General features: G+C 68.4%; 15 protein-coding genes and 1 pseudogene. 12 read left to right on the top strand and 4 right to left on the bottom strand.

The window, feature by feature from the left end:
• The first annotated feature begins 12 nt into the window (after window positions 1-12).
• From ABJF88_10570 to ABJF88_10555, 4 genes are all read left to right on the top strand, one after another.
• Entirely contained in the window at window positions 13-1,629 is a 1,617-nt protein-coding gene (locus ABJF88_10570) for an iron ABC transporter permease (protein MEP0547364.1), read from the top strand.
• A gap of 61 nt (window positions 1,630-1,690) precedes the next feature.
• Window positions 1,691-2,803, top strand: coding sequence for an ABC transporter ATP-binding protein (locus ABJF88_10565; GenBank protein ID MEP0547363.1), 1,113 nt, complete (start codon window positions 1,691-1,693; stop codon window positions 2,801-2,803).
• A gap of 198 nt (window positions 2,804-3,001) precedes the next feature.
• Window positions 3,002-3,538 carry an ECF-type sigma factor gene (locus ABJF88_10560; protein MEP0547362.1) on the top strand — a complete coding sequence of 179 codons (537 nt, stop codon included), beginning with the start codon at window positions 3,002-3,004 and terminating at the stop codon, window positions 3,536-3,538.
• Window positions 3,539-3,575: 37 nt separating this feature from the next.
• Window positions 3,576-6,221, top strand: a complete 2,646-nt coding sequence (locus ABJF88_10555) for a serine/threonine-protein kinase (protein ID MEP0547361.1) — start codon at window positions 3,576-3,578, stop codon at window positions 6,219-6,221.
• Window positions 6,222-6,254: 33 nt separating this feature from the next.
• Here ABJF88_10555 and ABJF88_10550 read toward each other — a convergent pair whose 3' ends face one another.
• Complete coding sequence (locus ABJF88_10550) at window positions 6,255-6,560, bottom strand: hypothetical protein (GenBank protein MEP0547360.1); 306 nt, start codon at window positions 6,558-6,560, stop codon at window positions 6,255-6,257.
• Window positions 6,561-6,709: 149 nt separating this feature from the next.
• Between ABJF88_10550 and ABJF88_10545 the strand changes: the two genes are divergently transcribed.
• A complete protein-coding gene (locus ABJF88_10545; GenBank protein MEP0547359.1) occupies window positions 6,710-7,804 on the top strand; it encodes a mechanosensitive ion channel family protein in 1,095 nt (364 codons plus the stop codon).
• 10 nt (window positions 7,805-7,814) lie between these two features.
• On the opposite strand, the gene ABJF88_10540 is transcribed toward ABJF88_10545, so the two are convergent.
• On the bottom strand, window positions 7,815-9,242 hold the full coding sequence (locus tag ABJF88_10540; GenBank protein MEP0547358.1) for an alkaline phosphatase D family protein: 1,428 nt from the start codon (window positions 9,240-9,242) through the stop codon (window positions 7,815-7,817).
• 175 nt (window positions 9,243-9,417) lie between these two features.
• Complete coding sequence (locus ABJF88_10535) at window positions 9,418-9,816, bottom strand: hypothetical protein (GenBank protein ID MEP0547357.1); 399 nt, start codon at window positions 9,814-9,816, stop codon at window positions 9,418-9,420.
• Between the two features lie 207 nt (window positions 9,817-10,023).
• Here ABJF88_10535 and ABJF88_10530 point away from each other — a divergent pair, with 207 nt between their 5' ends.
• The 7 genes and pseudogenes from ABJF88_10530 (at window position 10,024) to ABJF88_10500 (ending at window position 16,001) form a co-directional block, all read left to right on the top strand.
• Entirely contained in the window at window positions 10,024-10,194 is a 171-nt protein-coding gene (locus tag ABJF88_10530) for a hypothetical protein (GenBank protein ID MEP0547356.1), read from the top strand.
• A gap of 433 nt (window positions 10,195-10,627) precedes the next feature.
• On the top strand, window positions 10,628-13,630 hold the full coding sequence (locus ABJF88_10525) for a vitamin B12-dependent ribonucleotide reductase (protein MEP0547355.1): 3,003 nt from the start codon (window positions 10,628-10,630) through the stop codon (window positions 13,628-13,630).
• An 81-nt stretch (window positions 13,631-13,711) separates the two neighbouring features.
• Window positions 13,712-14,428 (top strand): hypothetical protein, encoded by a 717-nt coding sequence (locus ABJF88_10520; protein MEP0547354.1) that lies wholly within the window; start codon window positions 13,712-13,714, stop codon window positions 14,426-14,428.
• A gap of 206 nt (window positions 14,429-14,634) precedes the next feature.
• Window positions 14,635-14,820 (top strand): annotated as a pseudogene (locus ABJF88_10515) (type II toxin-antitoxin system HicA family toxin).
• Window positions 14,820-15,038 carry a type II toxin-antitoxin system HicB family antitoxin gene (locus ABJF88_10510; GenBank protein MEP0547353.1) on the top strand — a complete coding sequence of 73 codons (219 nt, stop codon included), beginning with the start codon at window positions 14,820-14,822 and terminating at the stop codon, window positions 15,036-15,038. The pseudogene ABJF88_10515 and the gene ABJF88_10510 overlap by 1 nt, the downstream one beginning before the upstream one ends.
• The gene (locus tag ABJF88_10505; GenBank protein ID MEP0547352.1) at window positions 15,035-15,250 is read left to right on the top strand and encodes a DUF2283 domain-containing protein; all 216 of its coding nucleotides are present in this window, start codon (window positions 15,035-15,037) and stop codon (window positions 15,248-15,250) included. The genes ABJF88_10510 and ABJF88_10505 overlap by 4 nt, the downstream gene beginning before the upstream one ends.
• A gap of 436 nt (window positions 15,251-15,686) precedes the next feature.
• Window positions 15,687-16,001 carry a GIY-YIG nuclease family protein gene (locus ABJF88_10500; GenBank protein ID MEP0547351.1) on the top strand — a complete coding sequence of 105 codons (315 nt, stop codon included), beginning with the start codon at window positions 15,687-15,689 and terminating at the stop codon, window positions 15,999-16,001.
• A gap of 139 nt (window positions 16,002-16,140) precedes the next feature.
• Here the strand turns inward: ABJF88_10500 and ABJF88_10495 are convergent, their stop codons facing one another.
• Window positions 16,141-17,247 carry an ATP-binding protein gene (locus ABJF88_10495; protein ID MEP0547350.1) on the bottom strand — a complete coding sequence of 369 codons (1,107 nt, stop codon included), beginning with the start codon at window positions 17,245-17,247 and terminating at the stop codon, window positions 16,141-16,143.
• Window positions 17,248-17,279 lie beyond the last annotated feature (32 nt).

Here is a 17,279-nt window from a genome sequence, read left to right as displayed (position 1 = left end):
TAGAGACGCAGCATGCTGCGTCTCTACGGCGAGGTCCAGGATGAGGGGGTGACGATGCCGACGCTTGCCGCCCGCCGTTCGTCGCTCGTCGCCCGGTGGTACCTGTGGCTGCCGGCGGCGCTCGTCGTCGTGGGCGTCGTGGTGCCGCTCGGGTATCTCGTGGTGCGGGCGTTCGGAGCCGACGCGGGCGAGCTGGCGTCGCTCGTCTTCCGGATGCGGAACCTCCGGCTGCTTGGGAACACGGTGGCGCTCGCGGCGGCCGTGCTCGCGCTCGCGACGGCGCTCGCGCTCCCACTCGCGTGGCTCGTGACGCGGACGGATCTGCGAGCGCGGCGGGCGTTCACGCTCCTCGGCGTGCTCCCGCTCGCGGTGCCGGGCTACGTCATGGCGTACGCCCTGCTCGCCACGGCCGGGCCGAACGGGACGCTCGCGAGCCTCACCGGCCTCGTCGTGCCGCGGCCGAGCGGGTTCGTCGGGGCGTGGCTGGCGCTGAGCCTCTACACCTTCCCGTACCTCTTCCTCGGCCTCCGCTCGGCCCTCCTCGGGCTCGACCCGGCGCTGGAGGAGTCGGCGCGGTCGCTCGGCGTGGGCCGGGGCGAAGTCGTGCGCTCCGTCGTGCTGCCGCAGCTCCGCCCGGCGTTCCTCTCGGGCGGCCTCCTCATCGCGCTGCATGTGCTCGGCGACTTCGGCGTCGTGTCGCTGATGCGGTTCGAGACGTTCAGCTACGCGATCTACCTCCAGTACGCCGCCTCGTACGACCGGGTGTACGCGGCGTGGCTGGCGCTGATGCTGCTCGCGCTGACGGGCGCGCTCCTGCTCGGCGAGGCGCGGCTGCTGCGCGGGCAGCGGTTCCACCGCGCCGGACAGGGCCTCGCCCGCCGCCCGAAGCCGGCAGCGCTCGGGCGGTGGCGGATTCCGGCGTACGGCTTCGCGGGCGGACTCGGGCTCGCCTCCGTCGGGCTGCCCGTCGTGACGGTGCTCTATTGGCTCGGGCGCAGCACCGACCACGGGACGTGGGGCGACCTCGGCGCGGCGCTGTGGGACTCGTGCAGCGCGAGCGCGCCGGCAGCGATCCTTGCGGGTGCCCTCGCGCTGCCGGTCGCGTACCTCGGCGTGCGGAAACCGTCGGGCGCGACGCGAGCCTTCGAGCGCATCGCGTACCTCGGCTACGCCACGCCGCCGCTCGCCTTCGCCCTCGCGCTCGTGTTCTTCTCGCTCCGCGCCGTGCCGTGGGCGTACCAGACGCTCGGGCTGCTCGTCGTCGCCTACGCCCTCCACTTCCTCGCCGAAGCCATCGGGCCGCTGCGGAGCGCGCTCTACCAGGCCCCGCCGCAGACGGAAGAGGCCGCGCGGTCGCTCGGCCTCGGCCCGCTCCGGGCGTTCTTCACGGCGACGTTCCCCCTCCTGCGGCGTGGGCTCGTCGTGAGCGTCGCGTTCGTGTTCCTCTCGGCGCTAAAGGAACTCCCGATCACGTTCCTGCTTTCCCCCCTCGGCTTCCAGTCGCTCGCGACGCGGATGTGGAGCGCGGCCAGCGAATCGCTCTTCAGCGTCGCCGCGCCCTATGCCCTCGTCCTGATCCTGACCTCGACCGTGCTCGTCGGTCTGCTATTGGCGGAGCGTAAGACGTAGGGCGTGCCATCCCTCCAGACGCAACATGTTGCGTCTCTACGGGTGCCCGTGGCGGGGCGCGATGCTACTACCTCCGCCGTTCTCGTTTTCCAATCCGCAATCTGAAATCCAAAATCCAGTGCTCCTCACCGTCTCCTGCCTCTCGAAGCAGTTCGCCGACGGCGCGCTGCCCGTCGTGAACGGCCTCTCGTTCGAGGTCGCCGAGGGCGAGACGTTCGCCCTCCTCGGGCCGAGCGGGTGCGGGAAGACGACGGCGCTCCGCTGCATCGCCGGGTTCGAGCGGCCCGACGGTGGGACGGTGATGCTCGGGGGGCGGACGCTCGTCGGCGACGGCGTGTCGGTGCCGCCAGAGCGGCGCGGGATCGGGTTCGTGTTTCAGGATTACGCCCTCTTCCCCCACCTCTCGGTCCGCGACAACGTGGGCTTCGGGCTGCGGGCGATGGGGAAGGCGGAGCGCGAGCAGCGCGTCGCCGATGTCATCCGGCTCGTCGGGCTCGGCGGGTTCGAGGCGCGGAAGCCGCACGCGCTCTCGGGCGGACAGCAGCAGCGCGTCGCCCTCGCCCGCGCGATTGCACCGCGCCCGCGCCTCGTCCTCCTCGACGAGCCGTTCTCGAACCTCGACGCGCTCCTCCGGCAGGAGATGCGCGAGCGCGTCCGCGACCTCCTCAAAGCCGAGGGCATGACGGCGCTCCTCGTCACCCACGATCAGGAAGAGGCCCTCTCCTTCGCCGACCGCGTGGCCGTGATGCAGAACGGGCGGATCGACCAGATCGGCACGCCGGAAGCCATTTACACCACGCCGCGCACGCTCTTCGTCGCCCAGTTCCTCGGCCGCACGAACCTCCTCCTGACGCAGGCCGACGGCGACGCGGCCGACACCGTACTCGGCCGGCTCCAGCTCAACCGCGCCGCGAGCGGCCCCGTCCTCGTCTCGATCCGCCCCGAGCACCTCGCCCTCACCGCCGAGCCCGACGCCGCCGACAGCCTCGAAGGCGTCGTGCTCGCCCGCGAGTACAAGGGCCACGACATCACGTACCGCGTCCAGCTCGGCCCCGTCGACTGCCTCGTCCACTGCGACAGCCGCACGCGCTTCGCGCCGGGCGACGCCGTGTGGGTCCGCGCGCTCGAACCCGCCGTCGTGCTCGAAAAGGTCGGCGAGCCGGCCGTGGGCTGAGCCGCCGCGGCCCCGCATCAGGCGCACCGCCTCGTGCTGCGCCGGCCGCGTCCCACTGGGGAAGCAGACGAGAACGCCCCCTGCTCTTGCGCGTCGCGAGCTTTCGGCGGGAGAACCCCTTGCTATTTACCCAAGCCCTTTCTTTATTGTCTCTTCGTTACGGATAATCCTTCTTCGCCGCGTCCCCTCTCCCTCCACGTGCACGCCCGCCCCTCGCCCGACGCCAGCGTCCCCCTCGACCGGCTCTTCAGCGCGGCCTACGAAGAGCTGCGCCGCCTCGCCACGACGGTGAAGAGCGGGGATGCGAGTGAGACGCTCAACCCCACGGCGCTCGTCAACGAGGCCTACCTCAAGCTCGCGGCCTCGCTTCGGCTCGCCCCCTCGTCGCGGCTCCACTTCAAGCGGATCGCGGCCCGCGCCATGCGGCAGGTGCTGATCGAGGCGGCGCGTCGCCGCAACGCGCTCAAACGCGGCGGCGACTACGCCTTCGTCACGTTCGACGAAGGGACCGACGGGGCCGTAACGGAGTGCGACGAGGTGCTGACCCTCGACGCTGCACTCGAACGCCTCGCCCGCTTCAGCCCGCGGCAGGCGGAGCTCGTGGAACTCCGTTTCTTCGGCGGCCTCGACGCCGCCGAGGCCGCCGAGATCATGGGCATCTCCGAATCGACCGTCGCGCGGGACTGGCGGCTGGCGAAGGCGTGGCTCGCACGCGAACTCCGCTCGCCTGCATAACCGACGTTTCCCGCCCACCGAACCTCGCCTCGCCGACATGGACACGGCCCGATGGGAACGCGTACAGGCCCTCTTCGACGACGCCCTCGCCCTGCCGGAGCCCGAGCGACTGGCGTTCCTCGACGCCGCGAGCGGCGGCGACGCCGACCTCGTCGCGGAAGTGGAGGCTCTCCTGGCGGAGGACGCGGCTGGTGCGGACGGAGCCCCGCTGTTAGAAGGCCGGGACCTCGCCGACCTCGCCCACGACGTGCTCGACGGCTCCGTCCCTGCGCTCCGGCGCGTCGGTCCGTACCGCGTGCTCGGCGTACTCGGGCAGGGCGGGATGGGCGTCGTCTACCTCGCCGAGCGCGAGCGGCTCGGCCACCGCGTCGCCGTTAAAGTCCTCCGCGACGCGGCCCTCTCGCCCGCCCGGCGCGAGCGGTTCGCGCGCGAGGAGCAGACGCTCGCCGCGCTCACGCACCCCGCGATCGCCCGGCTCTACAGCGCCGACGTCCTCGCCGACGGCACACCGTACTTCGTGATGGAGGCCGTCGACGGCCAGCCGATCACCGACTACTGCGCGGCACACGAGAGCACCCTCGGCGAGCGGCTCCGGCTGTTCCGCGACGTGTGCGACGCCGTGTGCTACGCCCACCAGCAGGCCATCATCCACCGCGACCTCAAGCCGTCGAACATCTTCGTCACGGCAGACGGCGCGGTGAAGCTCCTCGACTTCGGCATCGCGAAGCCCATCGAGGGCCTCGGCGCACCGGCCGCGCAAACGCAGACCGGGCTCCGGTTGATGACGCCGGCCTACGCCGCGCCCGAGCAGATCCGCGGCGAGCCCGTCGGGACGTACACCGACGTCTACGCCCTCGGCGTCGTGCTCTATGAGCTCCTCGCCGGCTGCCTGCCGTTCGACCTCGACGGCCTGACGCCGGGCCAGGCCGAGGCGCTGATCCTGGAGCAGCCCCCCGAGCGCCCCTCGGCCCGGTTGTGCGACGGCGGTGTGCCCGGCCCCATCCCCCGCCGCGCGTGGGCCGACCTCGACGTGCTCTGCCTGACGGCGATGCACGAGGACCCGGCCCGGCGCTACGGCACGATCGACGCGCTCCTCCGCGACCTCGACCGCTTCCGCGACGGGAGGCCGCTCGAAGCTCAACCCGACTCGCTGGGCTACCGCGCGGGCAAGTTCCTGCGGCGGCACCGGGAGGTGATCACGGCGTCCGCCCTCGTCGTTGCCCTCATCGTCGCCCTCGTCGGGTTCTACACGCTCCGCCTCGCCGACGCCCGCGACGCCGCGCTCGCCGAGGCGGCGAAGGCCGAGCAGGTGAGCGACTACCTCCTCAGTCTCTTCGAAGCCGGCGACCCCTACGCCGCCGACAGTCTCAGCGTCCGCGCCCTCCTGGAACAGGGCGTGGAGCAGGCCGAGGCGCTAGAGGATCAGCCCGCCGTGCAAGCGCAGATGCTCGACGTGCTGGGCCGGGTCTACCTCCTCCTCAGCCAGTACGACCGCGCCGCCGCCCTCCTCCACCGCGCCGTCGACCTCCGCCGCGAGGGCGACCCACTCGACCTCGCCGAGAGCCTCGTGAACCTCGGCGAGCTTCACATCTACGCTGGCGCCTACGACAGCGCCGAGGTCGTCACGCGCGAGGCCCTCGCCCTCCACGAGCGCCACCTCCCGCCCGGCCACCCCGATCTCGCCGCGACGCTCGACAACCTCGGCGTCATCCTCAGTCGCCAGGGCGACTACGCCGCCGCCGGAGCGCTCTACCGCCTCGCCCTCACGATCCGCCGTAACCTCTACGACAGGCCCCACGAGGACCTCAGCAACAGCCTCAACAACCTCGCTGTCAACCTCTATCGACAGGGCGACTACGACGCGGCCGAGGCCTACTACCGCGAGTCGATCGCCGTGGACCGCGTGGTCTTCGGCCCCGACCACCCGAGCGTCGCCACCGGCCTCGCCAACCTCGGCAAGCTCTTCGAGGAGCGCGGCGACTACGCCGCCGCCGAGGGCCTCCTCACCGAAGCCCTCCGCATCCGCCGCGCCGCCCTCGGGGCGGGCCACTACGAAACCGCGCTCAGCCTGAGCCAGCTCGGCGGCCTGCTCCAGCGCGCGGGCCAACCCGACCGCGCCACGCCGTACCTCCGCGAGGCCCTCGCCACGCGTGAGCAGCTCCTCGGCCCCGACCACATCAGCACGGCGACGACGCGCAGCCACTTCGCCGCCGCCCTCCAGGAGCAGGGCGACTACGCCACCGCCGATACCCTCTTCCGCCGCGTGCTGGAGGCGTACCGTATGGGCTTGGGCGATGACCACTGGTACACCGGCGCGGCGCGGTGCAACCTCGGCCGTCTCTTCCACCTCCGGGGCGAGCCCGAGGCAGCGGAAGCGGCGTACCGCGAAGGCCTGGCCGTGCTGCGCGGCGCACTCCCGGCGGGGCACCAGACCATCGCCCACAACGAGGGCCGGTTCGGCCTCCTCCTCCTCGAGCAAGGGCGCTTCGCCGAGGCCGAGCCGCTCCTGCTCGCCAGCTTCGAAGGAATCGGCACAGCCCGCGGCGCCGACCATCCCGACACCCGAGAAGCCGCCCGCCGCCTCATCGAGCTCTACGAAGCCGCAGGCCGACCGGATGACGCCGATCGTTACCGCGCCGAGCTTGTAGTGGCAGCCGAGGGACGCGGGGCAGGCGAAGGGTAACGTCCTGATGAGCGGAGGAGAGAGCGCCGCCCGTTACCTCACGCCGTGGAGCCCTTCGGGATGGGGAGCGAGGAGCCGCTTCGCGCCGAGAGCGATCGCCCACAGGGCGGCGAGTTGGACGACGAGGAGCGGCCAGTAGAGCCGGGCGCCGAGGCCCAGGTCGGCGCCTACGTCCCCCATCGCACGCGCCCACTCAGGGCCGGTCAGCGCGAAGGCGTACTCCGTCCCGCCCAGGCTCGTGAACGGTGGAAACAAGACCATCGCGACCGTCAGCACGGCAGCGACGTATACAATGAACGGGGCGATCTTGGGCGTGGGAGTGCTCGGGGTGGGGGGCATGACCGTGGGAGCGGGCGGCGGAGGTCCCCCGAAACACCCACGGTGCCACGAGGGATAGCTACCTGCAATGCGTAGACCTAACCCGAAACCTGTCACGCACTGCGAGATTCCTCTCCCAGTGCCCCTCTTCCCCCCTCGCCCTATCCTCCATGGAAGCCCTCCTCTCCGGCTGGGAGCCCGTCGCCCGCTCGGGCCTGCTCCTCGCCGCCGCCGCCGCCCTCGGGCTCGTCCTCCACTTCGTCGCGTATCGGGCCGTCGCTGCGCTCGGCCACCGCCGGCCAGCCTGGCTCCCGCTCGACGGCGTGCTCCTCGGGAAGTCACGCGCGCCGATGCGGCTGATCGTCCCCCTCCTCACGATGCGCGCTGCTTTCCCGCTCGCCGAACGCGGCCTGCCGCCGGAGTGGCTCGCGAGCGGGGCCGCCGTGCTGTACGTCGTGTTCGTCCTCGCCGTGGGCTGGCTGCTCGTTCGCCTCGTGGACGTGACGCAGTACGCGCTCACGCGCGACCTCGACATCGGCGCGGCGGACAACCTCGCCGCGCGCCGCCGCACAACGCAGGTCGGCATCCTCCGCCGGCTCGTCATCGTCGGGATCGTCCTGCTGACGGCGGCGGCGGTGCTCCTCCGGTTCGAGGGCTTCCGCGAGATCGGCGCCGGGCTCCTCGCCTCGGCGGGCATCGCGGGGATCGTGCTCGGCTTCGCGGCGCAGCGGACGCTCGGCAACCTCATCGCGGGCATCCAGATCGCCATCACGCAGCCGATCCGCATCGAGGACGTGGTCGTGATCGAGGGGGAGTGGGGGCGGATCGAGGAGATCACGCTGACCTACGTCGTCGTGCGGATCTGGGACCTCCGCCGGCTCGTCGTGCCGATCGGCTACTTCATCGAGAAGCCGTTCACGAACTGGACGCGGACCGCGGCGAACCTCCTCGGCACGGCGTTCTTCTACGTCGACTACTCGGTCCCGGTCGAAGCCGTGCGGGAGGAGCTCCACCGCGTGCTCCAGTCGTCGGAGTGGTGGGACGGCGAGGCGTGGGCGCTGCAGGTGACGGACCTCACCGAGCGGACGGTGCAGCTCCGCGCCCTCATGAGCGCGGCGAACTCGGGCGACGCCTTCAACCTCCGCTGCGACGTCCGCGAGCGGCTGACGGCGTTCCTCCAAGCTCAGTATCCCGACGCCCTCCCGACAGTGCGCGCCCGCATCGCGTCGGCGGACGGTGCGGCCGAGCCCGGGGCCGAGGCGTGAGCCGGCGGACTCAGCGCCCGCGCGGGAGCTGGAGGTCGCTCGCGTTCACGGCGAGCTCCCACAGCAGCGCGCCGTCGGTGTCGTAGGTCCGCATGACGAGGGTGCGGTCGCGGCGCGGCCCGTAGAACGAGAGCGTCCCGAAGTTGCGTTTGCCGGAGACGAGGGTGCCCGGCACGCGCGCCGGGTTGTCGAACTCGCGCTCGGGCGTGGCGGCGCCGGCGGTGAGCGGCGAGCTCGTGAAGTCGTAGAGCGGGTAGAACCCCTCGGGCTGGAGACGGATGACCTCGGTGTGGTGGCGGTCGCCGGAGAGGAAGACGACGCCCTCGATCCGCCGCGCGACGATGCCCGCGAGGAGCCGCTCCCGTTCCTCGGGCGCGACGTTCGCGTACGTCTCGTAGATCTGCGTCGGGTTGAGCACCTGCCCGCCGAGCGCGACGATCTTGAACGGCGCGCGGCTCGCCGTGAGGGCTTCGAGCAGCCATTCGAGCTGGGCGTCACCGAGCACCTGCCGGTCCTCCCAGTCGGGCTCGGCGTTCGGCGTGCGGTGGTAGCGGTCGTCGAGGAGGAAGAACTCAGCGTCGGCCCACTGGAAGTGGGTGAACACCCCGGGCACATCGGGGAGGCCGTACGAGACGTTCGGCCAGTAATCCTGGAAGACGTCGAGCGCCGCGCCCTTGAGGACGTACGATCGGTCGGAGTCGTTCGGGCCGTAGTCGTGGTCGTCCCACGTGGCGTAGTTGGCCGTGGAGGCGAGGAGCGGCTGGAGTTCGGCGAGGCTGCGGGAGTGGCTGTAGCGGTAGCGCATCCCCCGCTCGCTCCACCAGTCGACCTCGCGGAGGTACGTGTTGTCGCCGAGCCAGAGCATGAGGTCGGGCCGCCGAGCGCGGATCGACGAGAGGATGCGGTAGTCGCCGCCGTAGGGGTTGCCGGGCCGGTCGTAGATCGTATCGTTGACGTAGAAGCACGAGCCCACGGCGACGGTGAAGTCCGGCGGGTCGGTGCGCCACTCCCAGAGCGCCTGCGTCTGGAACTGCGTCGGGTAGGGCCGCATCGCCGCGACGCCGTCGATGAGCACGTCGTAGCGGTAGCGCGTGCCGGGCTCGAGGTCGGCGATGTGGAACGTGGCGATGTGGTCGGTCTCGGCCGTCGCGCGGAGGACTTCCGTCACGCCCGGCCTGGCGGGCGCGGCGTGCCCGTTCTCCGTCGGCGCGTAGCGGAGTTGCACGTCGGCCGGCCGCGTCGTCTGCACCCACACGGCCACTTCGCGGTGCGTGGCGTAGCCGAGCATAGGGCCGGCCCGCAACGCCTCGGCCCCTTGCGCGACGGCGACAGGCGGCGGCGCGGCAACGTCGCGCGGGGTGTCTACCGCTACGACATCCGCCTGCAGCATCGTGCAGCCGGAGAGGAGGACGAGCAGGAGCGGGAAGCAGCGGAGCATGCGAGTGCGGGAGGAGCGGGAGGACGGGTCGGGCAGGCGAGAGGATAGGGCACACGCCGTCCCACTCGGCCCAGCGTTGCGTTCAGAACCGGTGAAAGACGCACGCGCTTAACGCCGCGCGCCCCGCTACCGACGAAGCGGAGCGGGGCGCGCGGTCATACGGGACAGGCGGGACTCACTCCTCGCCGGCGACGCGGACGTCCCACGCCAGCATCTGCTCGATGTCGGCGTAGTCCTCCTCGTCCTCGCCGTCGAGCAGGAACGCGTAGTCGCCGAGGTCGGCGCGCTGGCTGGCGCGGACGCGGGTCCACTTCGTCCCCTCGTTGTCCGTGAACTCGTCGGGGTACGGGCTCGCGATGCGGTGCGAGGGGTGGTAGTTGCGGTACGTCTTCTCGGCCTCGTAGAGCGCGGCGCGGCGGGCGCCGGGGCGCGTCACGCTCCGGCCGGTGACGCGGAACGGCGCGATCGTGATGACGGCCTGCACCTCGTCCTCGTCTTCGATGTCGACGTACTCGGGCCGCATCACCTTGAAGTCATCGGGGTGCGGGTAGGCACTGCGTTCGGAGTCGTACATAAGGGGGCGTCGAGCGTTTTTCTAGTGCTGCGTTGCGGAGTGGGCGGAGCTTCGTAAACTACTACCGGGCCGGCCGCCTCCCGTACCAAAACCGCTCGAAGTTTCTCGATCGGGAACGGGCGAGGGCGACGCCCGCCTGGGGAACCGGGTCTCCGTGCCTATTTTGTCCCCTCTTTTTCTCTCTCTCACCGCACCCCTGTCGACGCCATGGACGCTCTATCCCTAGCGACGCCTCTCGCCTACGAAACCGACGACGATCTCATCGACGACGACTTCGACACCGACGACGATCTCGATGATGATCTCGACGACGACCTCGATGACGACTTCGAAGAAGACGACTTCGACGACGATGACTTCGACGACGACGACTTCTAGCCGCCGTCGCCGTTCTGCGTAGCATCGAACCGGGGGCGGCGGGGTTCTGCCGCCCCCGGTCTCGTTCCTGCCCTCCGCCCGCAGATGCTGCGTCATCGAGGGGTTACGGGAAAGCCGGGGGATCCGTTATGCATCCCCCCAGCACTCCGTTATTGGTCCCCGTCGGGACCCGCCTCGCCCCGCCCGGCTTGTCCACACGGCCGCGATCGGTGTGCAGTACTGCGCATAACGGATATCCGATCGCGGCCTGCGTCGCCTCCGGGCGGATCGGCCCCGACCGGGCGGTGTGGACAAGCCATCGCACGCGCCGGCCCCACGCTGTAGATATCGTGTGGGCAACTCGACTTGCAGAGCGCCCGCCCTTCCGAGTTACTTACGGGGTACGAACGGCTCCCACCGCCACCCCTCCCCAACCGCCACAACTGACGCCTAGATGCCGAAGAAGACCACACCCCCGACGCCCGCCTCCGACGCCCTCGCTCGCGGCCTGACGATCGACCGCACGTTCTCCAGCGCCGGCGCCGACCCCTTCGACAGCGTCGAGTGGGGCACGCGCGACGCCGCCATCAAGAACCACACGGGGGCGTTCATCTTCGAGCAGAAAGACGTCGAGTTCCCGACCTCGTGGAGCCAGCTCGCCACGAACGTCGTCGCCTCCAAGTATTTCTACGGCGACCTCGCCTCGGGCAACGGCTCGCCGAAAGACGGGCAGCGCGAGCACAGCCTCCGCCAGCTCATCCACCGCGTCACCCGGACGATCACCGACTGGGGCCAGGCGCAGCACTACTTCGCCTCCGACGCCGACGCCGACGCGTTCTACGACGAGCTGACGTGGCTCTGCGTGAACCAGCACGGCGCGTTCAACTCGCCCGTGTGGTTCAACGTCGGGCTCAACCACCAGTACGGCGTCCGCGACTCCGGCGGGAAGACGATCTACGGCTGGGACCCCGAGACCGACACCATCAAGTCCGTCGACCCCTACGAGCGGCCGCAGGCGAGCGCGTGCTTCATCATCGCCGTCAACGACTCCGTCGACGACATCTGGAAGCTGATGGAGGAGAGCGCGCGGCTCTTCAAGTTCGGCTCCGGCGTGGGCGCAGACTGGAGCAAGCTCCGCTCCTCCCGGGAGAAGCTCTCGGGCGGCGGGCAGCCGAGCGGCCCCGTCTCGTTCATGAAGGTGCAGGACGCGACGGGCGGCACGATCAAGTCCGGCGGGAAGACGCGCCGCGCGGCGATCATGCAGACGCTGAAGTCGTGGCACCCCGACATCATGGAGTTCGTCGAGGCCAAGATGACGGAGGAGAAGAAGGCGTGGGCGCTCATCGAGCAGGGCTACGACGGCTCGTTCAACGGCCCGGCCTACGGCAGCGTCGCCTTTCAGAACGTGAACCAGTCGGTCCGCGTGGACGACGCCCTCATGCAGGCCGTCGAAGCGGACGGGCTCTACGACCTCAAGGCCGTCACGAGTGGCGAGGTGGTCGACTCCGTCCCGGCGCGGAGCATCCTCGACGGCATCGCCGAGGGCACGCACCTGTGCGGCGACCCCGGCCTCCAGTACGAGGACACGATCCAGAAATGGCACACGTGCCCGAACACGGACGCGATCAACTCCAGCAATCCCTGCTCGGAGTACATGTTCTTGGACAACAGCGCGTGCAACCTCGCAAGCCTGAACCTCCGCAAGTTCCAGACGGGCAGCGGCCGCTTCGACGTGGACCGCTTCCGCGCCGCCGCGCGCATCTTCCTCACCGCGCAGGAGATCCTCGTCGACAACGCCGGCTACCCGTCGGCGTCGATCGCGAAGAACTCGCACGACTACCGCCCGCTCGGGCTCGGCTTCGCGAATCTCGGCGCGCTCCTGATGGCAATGGGGCTACCGTACGATTCCGATGAGGGACGCGCCGTCGCCGCCGCGATCATGGCGATGGAGCACTGCGAGGGCTACGCCCGGAGCGCCGAGATCGCAGCTAACGAGCGGATCGGCCCGTTCAACGGGTTCGACAAGAACCGCGAGCCGTTCCTCCACGTGATGCGGATGCACCGCGACGCCGTCGCTGAGATCCACCCGTCGTGCCCGGACTACCTCCGCGCCGCCGCCAAGGAGTCGGCCGACCGGATGGTCGAACTCGGCGAGCAGTACGGCTACCGCAACGCCCAGGCCACCGTCCTCGCCCCGACCGGCACGATTGGGTTCATGATGGACTGCGACACGACGGGGATCGAGCCCGACATCGCGCTCGTGAAGTACAAGCTCCTCGCGGGCAAGGGCGACGGGCTGATGAAGATCGTCAACCAGACCGTGCCCGAGGCGCTGGAGCAGCTCGGCTACACCGCCGCCGAGACGCAAACCATCCTCGACTACATCGACGAGCACGACACGATCGAGGGCGCGCCGGGGCTCCGCGACGAGCACCTGCCGGTCTTCGACTGCGCGTTCAAGCCGTTCAACGGCGAGCGCTCCATCGGCCACCTCGGCCACATCCAGATGATGGCGGCGTGCCAGCCGTTCATCTCCGGCGCGATCTCGAAGACCGTCAACCTCCCCGAGCACGCGACGCCCGAGGACATCGCCGACGCCTACATGCAGGGCTGGAAGCTCGGCCTCAAGGCCGTCGCGATCTACCGCGAGAACTCGAAGCGCAGCCAGCCGCTCTCGACGAAGGAAGGCGGCAACACGAAGAACAAAGAGGCCGCCGTCGCCGAGCACGCGGGCGACGGAGCCGCGCTCGAAGCGGGCCTCACGGACCCGCAGATCGTGGAGAAGGTCGTCTACAAGCCGATCCGCAAGCGGCTGCCCGACGAGCGCCCGAGCATCACGCACAAGTTCTCGATCGCCGGGCACGAGGGCTACCTCCACATCGGGCTCTACCCCGACACGAGCCTGCCCGGCGAGATCTTCATCACGATGGCGAAGCAGGGCTCGACGGTCTCGGGCATGATGGACGCCTTCGCGACCGCGATCTCGCTCGCGTTCCAGTACGGCGTGCCGCTCGAAGACCTCTGCTCGAAGTTCTCCCACATGCGGTTCGAGCCGGCGGGGTTCACGAACAACCAGCAGATCCCGATCGCGAAGTCCATCATGGACTACATCTTCCGCTACCTCTCGATCAAATTCCTCGGGCACACGACGCCCGAGCCCGTCGAGGACCCGGTAAACCCTAAGCAGGCCGTTGCGGACGAAGCACTCCGCAGCGGCCCGGCCTCCGACGAGTCACAGATCGGGATGTTCGACGCGCCGACGGGGACGGTCGATTCGCTCGTCGGGCAGACGGTGGAGGCGTTCATGCAGGTGCAGGACGCCCGCACCCCGGCGGCGACCTCGACGTTCCGCAACCAGGAGGACGCCCCCGCCTGTCCGAACTGCGGCAGCATCACAGTCCGCGCAGGTAGCTGCTATTCCTGCGTTAATTGCGGAGCGAGCACAGGTTGTGGTTGATTCAAGACGCCGAGTGGTGGAGTTGGACTAGCTAGCTTCACCACTCGGTCCAATTGGGCGCTCCCGATCCGTGAGGTAGACATGGCTGGAAATTATATCCTAAGCCAGAGTGATGGCGGCAGGGTCCTTTCGTTCTCGGATATAGAAGAAGTAGATGAGATTAAGCGCGAGATCAGAGGAAGACTACTCCTCTGGCACCAAGCTGTCGCTACAACTATTACTCACGTACATACAGGGAACAGAGCGCATCAAGCGAAGACCCAAGAGAACATTCGCAAAGAACAAGATCAATATTTTGCAGAGTTGAACGAGTACAGAAAACAGCAGTCCGATTATGAAGAGAAAGTCATAGAGGGCGAGCATATGCGCTCATTCGACGCTAATTACAAGCGACCTTTCCCCACATTTATAGAATGCTATTGGATACATCAAGCTTGTATCTCAATGGCAGCAATAGCATTTTGTCAGATATTTAATAGCGGCTACCGAGACCCTGGGAAAGTTGCTGCAAATACAAAATCCTTTCGGAAGGAGCACTGGGATCAGATACTTGAACTAGTATTTTATGACGAAGATGAAAAGGTCGAATTTAATGATTTTTGTGAACGCCTACAGTCTATCAGGAATAGTATGCTAGGACATGCTGATGGAAATGCATATGATGTGGAGCACGGAGCAGACATTACACGCCTGAAAACGATGGAATACGATGTATACGACTTAGACTTAAAATATTGGATGTCGTTCTTAGAACCTCTTCGTATCTCAATCCTGAAATATTCAGAAGGAACCAAGTGACAACCGAATGCTAAATTTGGAAAGGATTGATGTCACGGCAAGCCTCTTATCTCAATCATACATGCACTAAGCAGTTGTCATTGCGAGCGGAGCGAAGCAATCTCCCTGCATCAGCAGACCGCAGGAGATGGCCGCATCGCTGCGCGCCTCGCCATGACAGGCGCGGGGGCGGTGGGGCTGCGTGACACACCGCGTATCTTGGCGCTATGAAGGTCCGCGAGATGCTCAAGCTCATCAAGAAGGACGGGTGGGTTCTCGCCCGGACCTGAGGCAGCCACCGCCAGTTCAAACGCGACGCGAAGCCGGGCCTCGTGACCGTACCGGGAAAGCCCAGCGACGACCTCGCACCCGGCACCGCCAGTAGCATCCTCAAGCAAGCCGGTCTTAAATGATGAAATACCTCGTCGTCATCGAGCCAACCAACACTGGGTTCTCGGCCTATTCCCCGGACCTCCCCGGCTGCGTAGCTACAGGAGCAACGGAGGAAGAAGTAGAGCGGGAGATGCGGGAGGCGATGGCATTCCACGTCGAAGGGCTCCGCCTCGAAAGCTACCCCGTGCCCGAGCCGACCACGCGCTCTGCCTACGTCGAAGTCGCGAGCGCCGCATGAAGCAACGACCCGAGCGCGCCGTGACCGTCTACTACGACCACGAAGGCGACTACCTGGAGGTGCTGTTCGAGCAGAAGCCCGGCTACTTCCGCGAGACGGACCACGACGCCGTGATGGAGCGCGTGGACACGGACGGGCACGTCATCGGCTTCTCCATCCTCAAAGCCAGCATGCCGACCGGTCAGCCGCTGGCCGTGACACTCGGCGCCTAGCGTGTAGATCCCAGCGCTGGCCTCGGTTGCGTGAGCCCATCTGCGCTCACAGGCCCCGTCGTCATTGCGAGCGGAGCGAAGCAATCTCCCCGGATCGGCAGACCGGAGGAGATGGCCGCGTCGCTGCGCTCCTCGCCATGACGGGCGCGGGAAAGGCGGAGACCACACCCTCTCTTGTCATCCCGAGCGGAGGCCGTAGGCCGGAGCCGAGGGATCTTTCGCGGCACGACGCGCCGGACTCGCACCGCATTTCCGTAGAGATCCCTCGACTTCGCTCGGGATGACGTGAAACGGGGAAGCGGCGGCACTCTGGGGCATGTGGGAGAGCGTAGGCACTCCGGAGCGCGGGGCGTGGAATGACAGGAACGTCGTACCCTTCGGGTGGCAGCACAGACGCAGCAGCAGGCACAGCATGAGGACGTGACCGGCCTCCTCCATGGCGAAAATGTACTGGGTCTACATCCTCACCAACCGCTTGGGGACGCTGTACGTCGGCATGACGAGCGACCTGGAACGGCGGATCGCGGAGCACCGGGCGGGGCACTTCCCGAACGCCTTCACTGCGCGCTACGCGATGGACCGGCTGATCTACGCCGAGCCCTACGACTCGGCGCGGGACGCCACGCAACGGGAGCGGCAACTCAAAGCGTGGCGGCGCGAGAAGAAGAAGGTCGCCCTCATCAACGCTGCGAATCCAACCTGGCGGGACCTGACGGCAGGCGATAAATCATCGGGGCGTTCGGCTCGGTAGGCAGACCCTCGTGCCGTGACATAACCGCCTCCCGTTTTCCCACCAGTGCCTTACCCACCGATCCTGTGAGGCACCGGGCGGCGATGCGGCCCCTCCCCATCCCACCGTCGTTCGAGGGGTGGCTGTCTTCGCCGCTCCGCTACGCCTCGTCGACCGGGAGCACGCAGCGCACGACGGTGCCGCCCGACTCGCGCGGCCAGATCGCCAGCCGCGCGCCGATGAGTTCGGCGCGGTAGCGCATCCCGTAGAGCCCCATCCCGTGCCGCGTCCGCTCGGCGGTCGCCTCCGCGCTGTGGGAGCCGGTCAGGCTAAAGTCGGCGTCGAGCACGTGGTGCGGCACGCCGACCCCGTCATCTACGATCTCGAGGACCACCTCGCCTTCCGAGCGGTGGAGCGAGACGGAGATCTCCGACGCCGCCGCGTGCTTCACCGCGTTGTTGACCGCCTCCTGAGCGATCCGAAACAGGTAGCGCGCTTCCCGTCCCTCCGCGAAAGCGAAGGCCTCCACGTCGCACCGGCTCACGACCTCCGGGTGGATCTCCGCCACCTGCCGGCACAACCGCGCGATCGCATCGCCGAGGCCGTGGGGCGACGCGTCCACCGGGCTCAGCCCGCGAGCGAGGTCCCACGCCGCGCCCTGCGCCGACTGGATGTACTCCAGGAGCTGGCGCACGTCCTTCGCGTAGGCGGAGCCGTCCGCGGCCAGCCGCTGGCAGAGCGCGCCCGTGAAGAAAGCGATCCCCGCCAGCTCCTGCCCGAGGCCGTCGTGGAGGTCCATCCCGAACCGCTCGCGCTCGCGCTCGGCCGCCTCGTGGACCTCCCGGTCGCGCTGGAGCCGGACCGCATGCTCGCGGTCGGTGGCATCGTGCTGGAGACCGACGAAGTACACCACCGCTCCCCCCTCCACGACCGGGCTCAGGTAGAGGTGGTTGTAGAAGAGGGTCCCGTCCTTCTTGTAGTTCCGCAGCACGACGTTGCACGGCTCGGCGGCACGGACAGCGGCGCGGAGGCGGTGGCGCCCCGGCTGGTCGCGGTCGTCGCCCTGGAGGAAGCGGCAGTTCCGGCCGAGAACTTCGCGGCGTTCGTACCCCGTGAACGCGCAGAAGAAGTCGTTCACCCACACGATGGGGTTGCCCGGGAGGCGCGGGTCCGTCAAGAGCGCGAGGTTGTTCATCGTGAGGAGCGTGCGCTTGAGGACGGCGTGCGAGATCTCGCGGTTGGTCCCTGTCGCTCCACCAGTTTCCAAGAAACGAGCCCTATCGTGATCCGTACCCGGCA

It is taken from the genome of Rhodothermales bacterium, from assembly GCA_039944855.1.
In the GTDB taxonomy this organism is placed as follows: Bacteria; Bacteroidota; Rhodothermia; order Rhodothermales; family JANQRZ01; genus JBBSMX01.
This window is presented reverse-complemented; position numbering and strand designations above follow the sequence as displayed.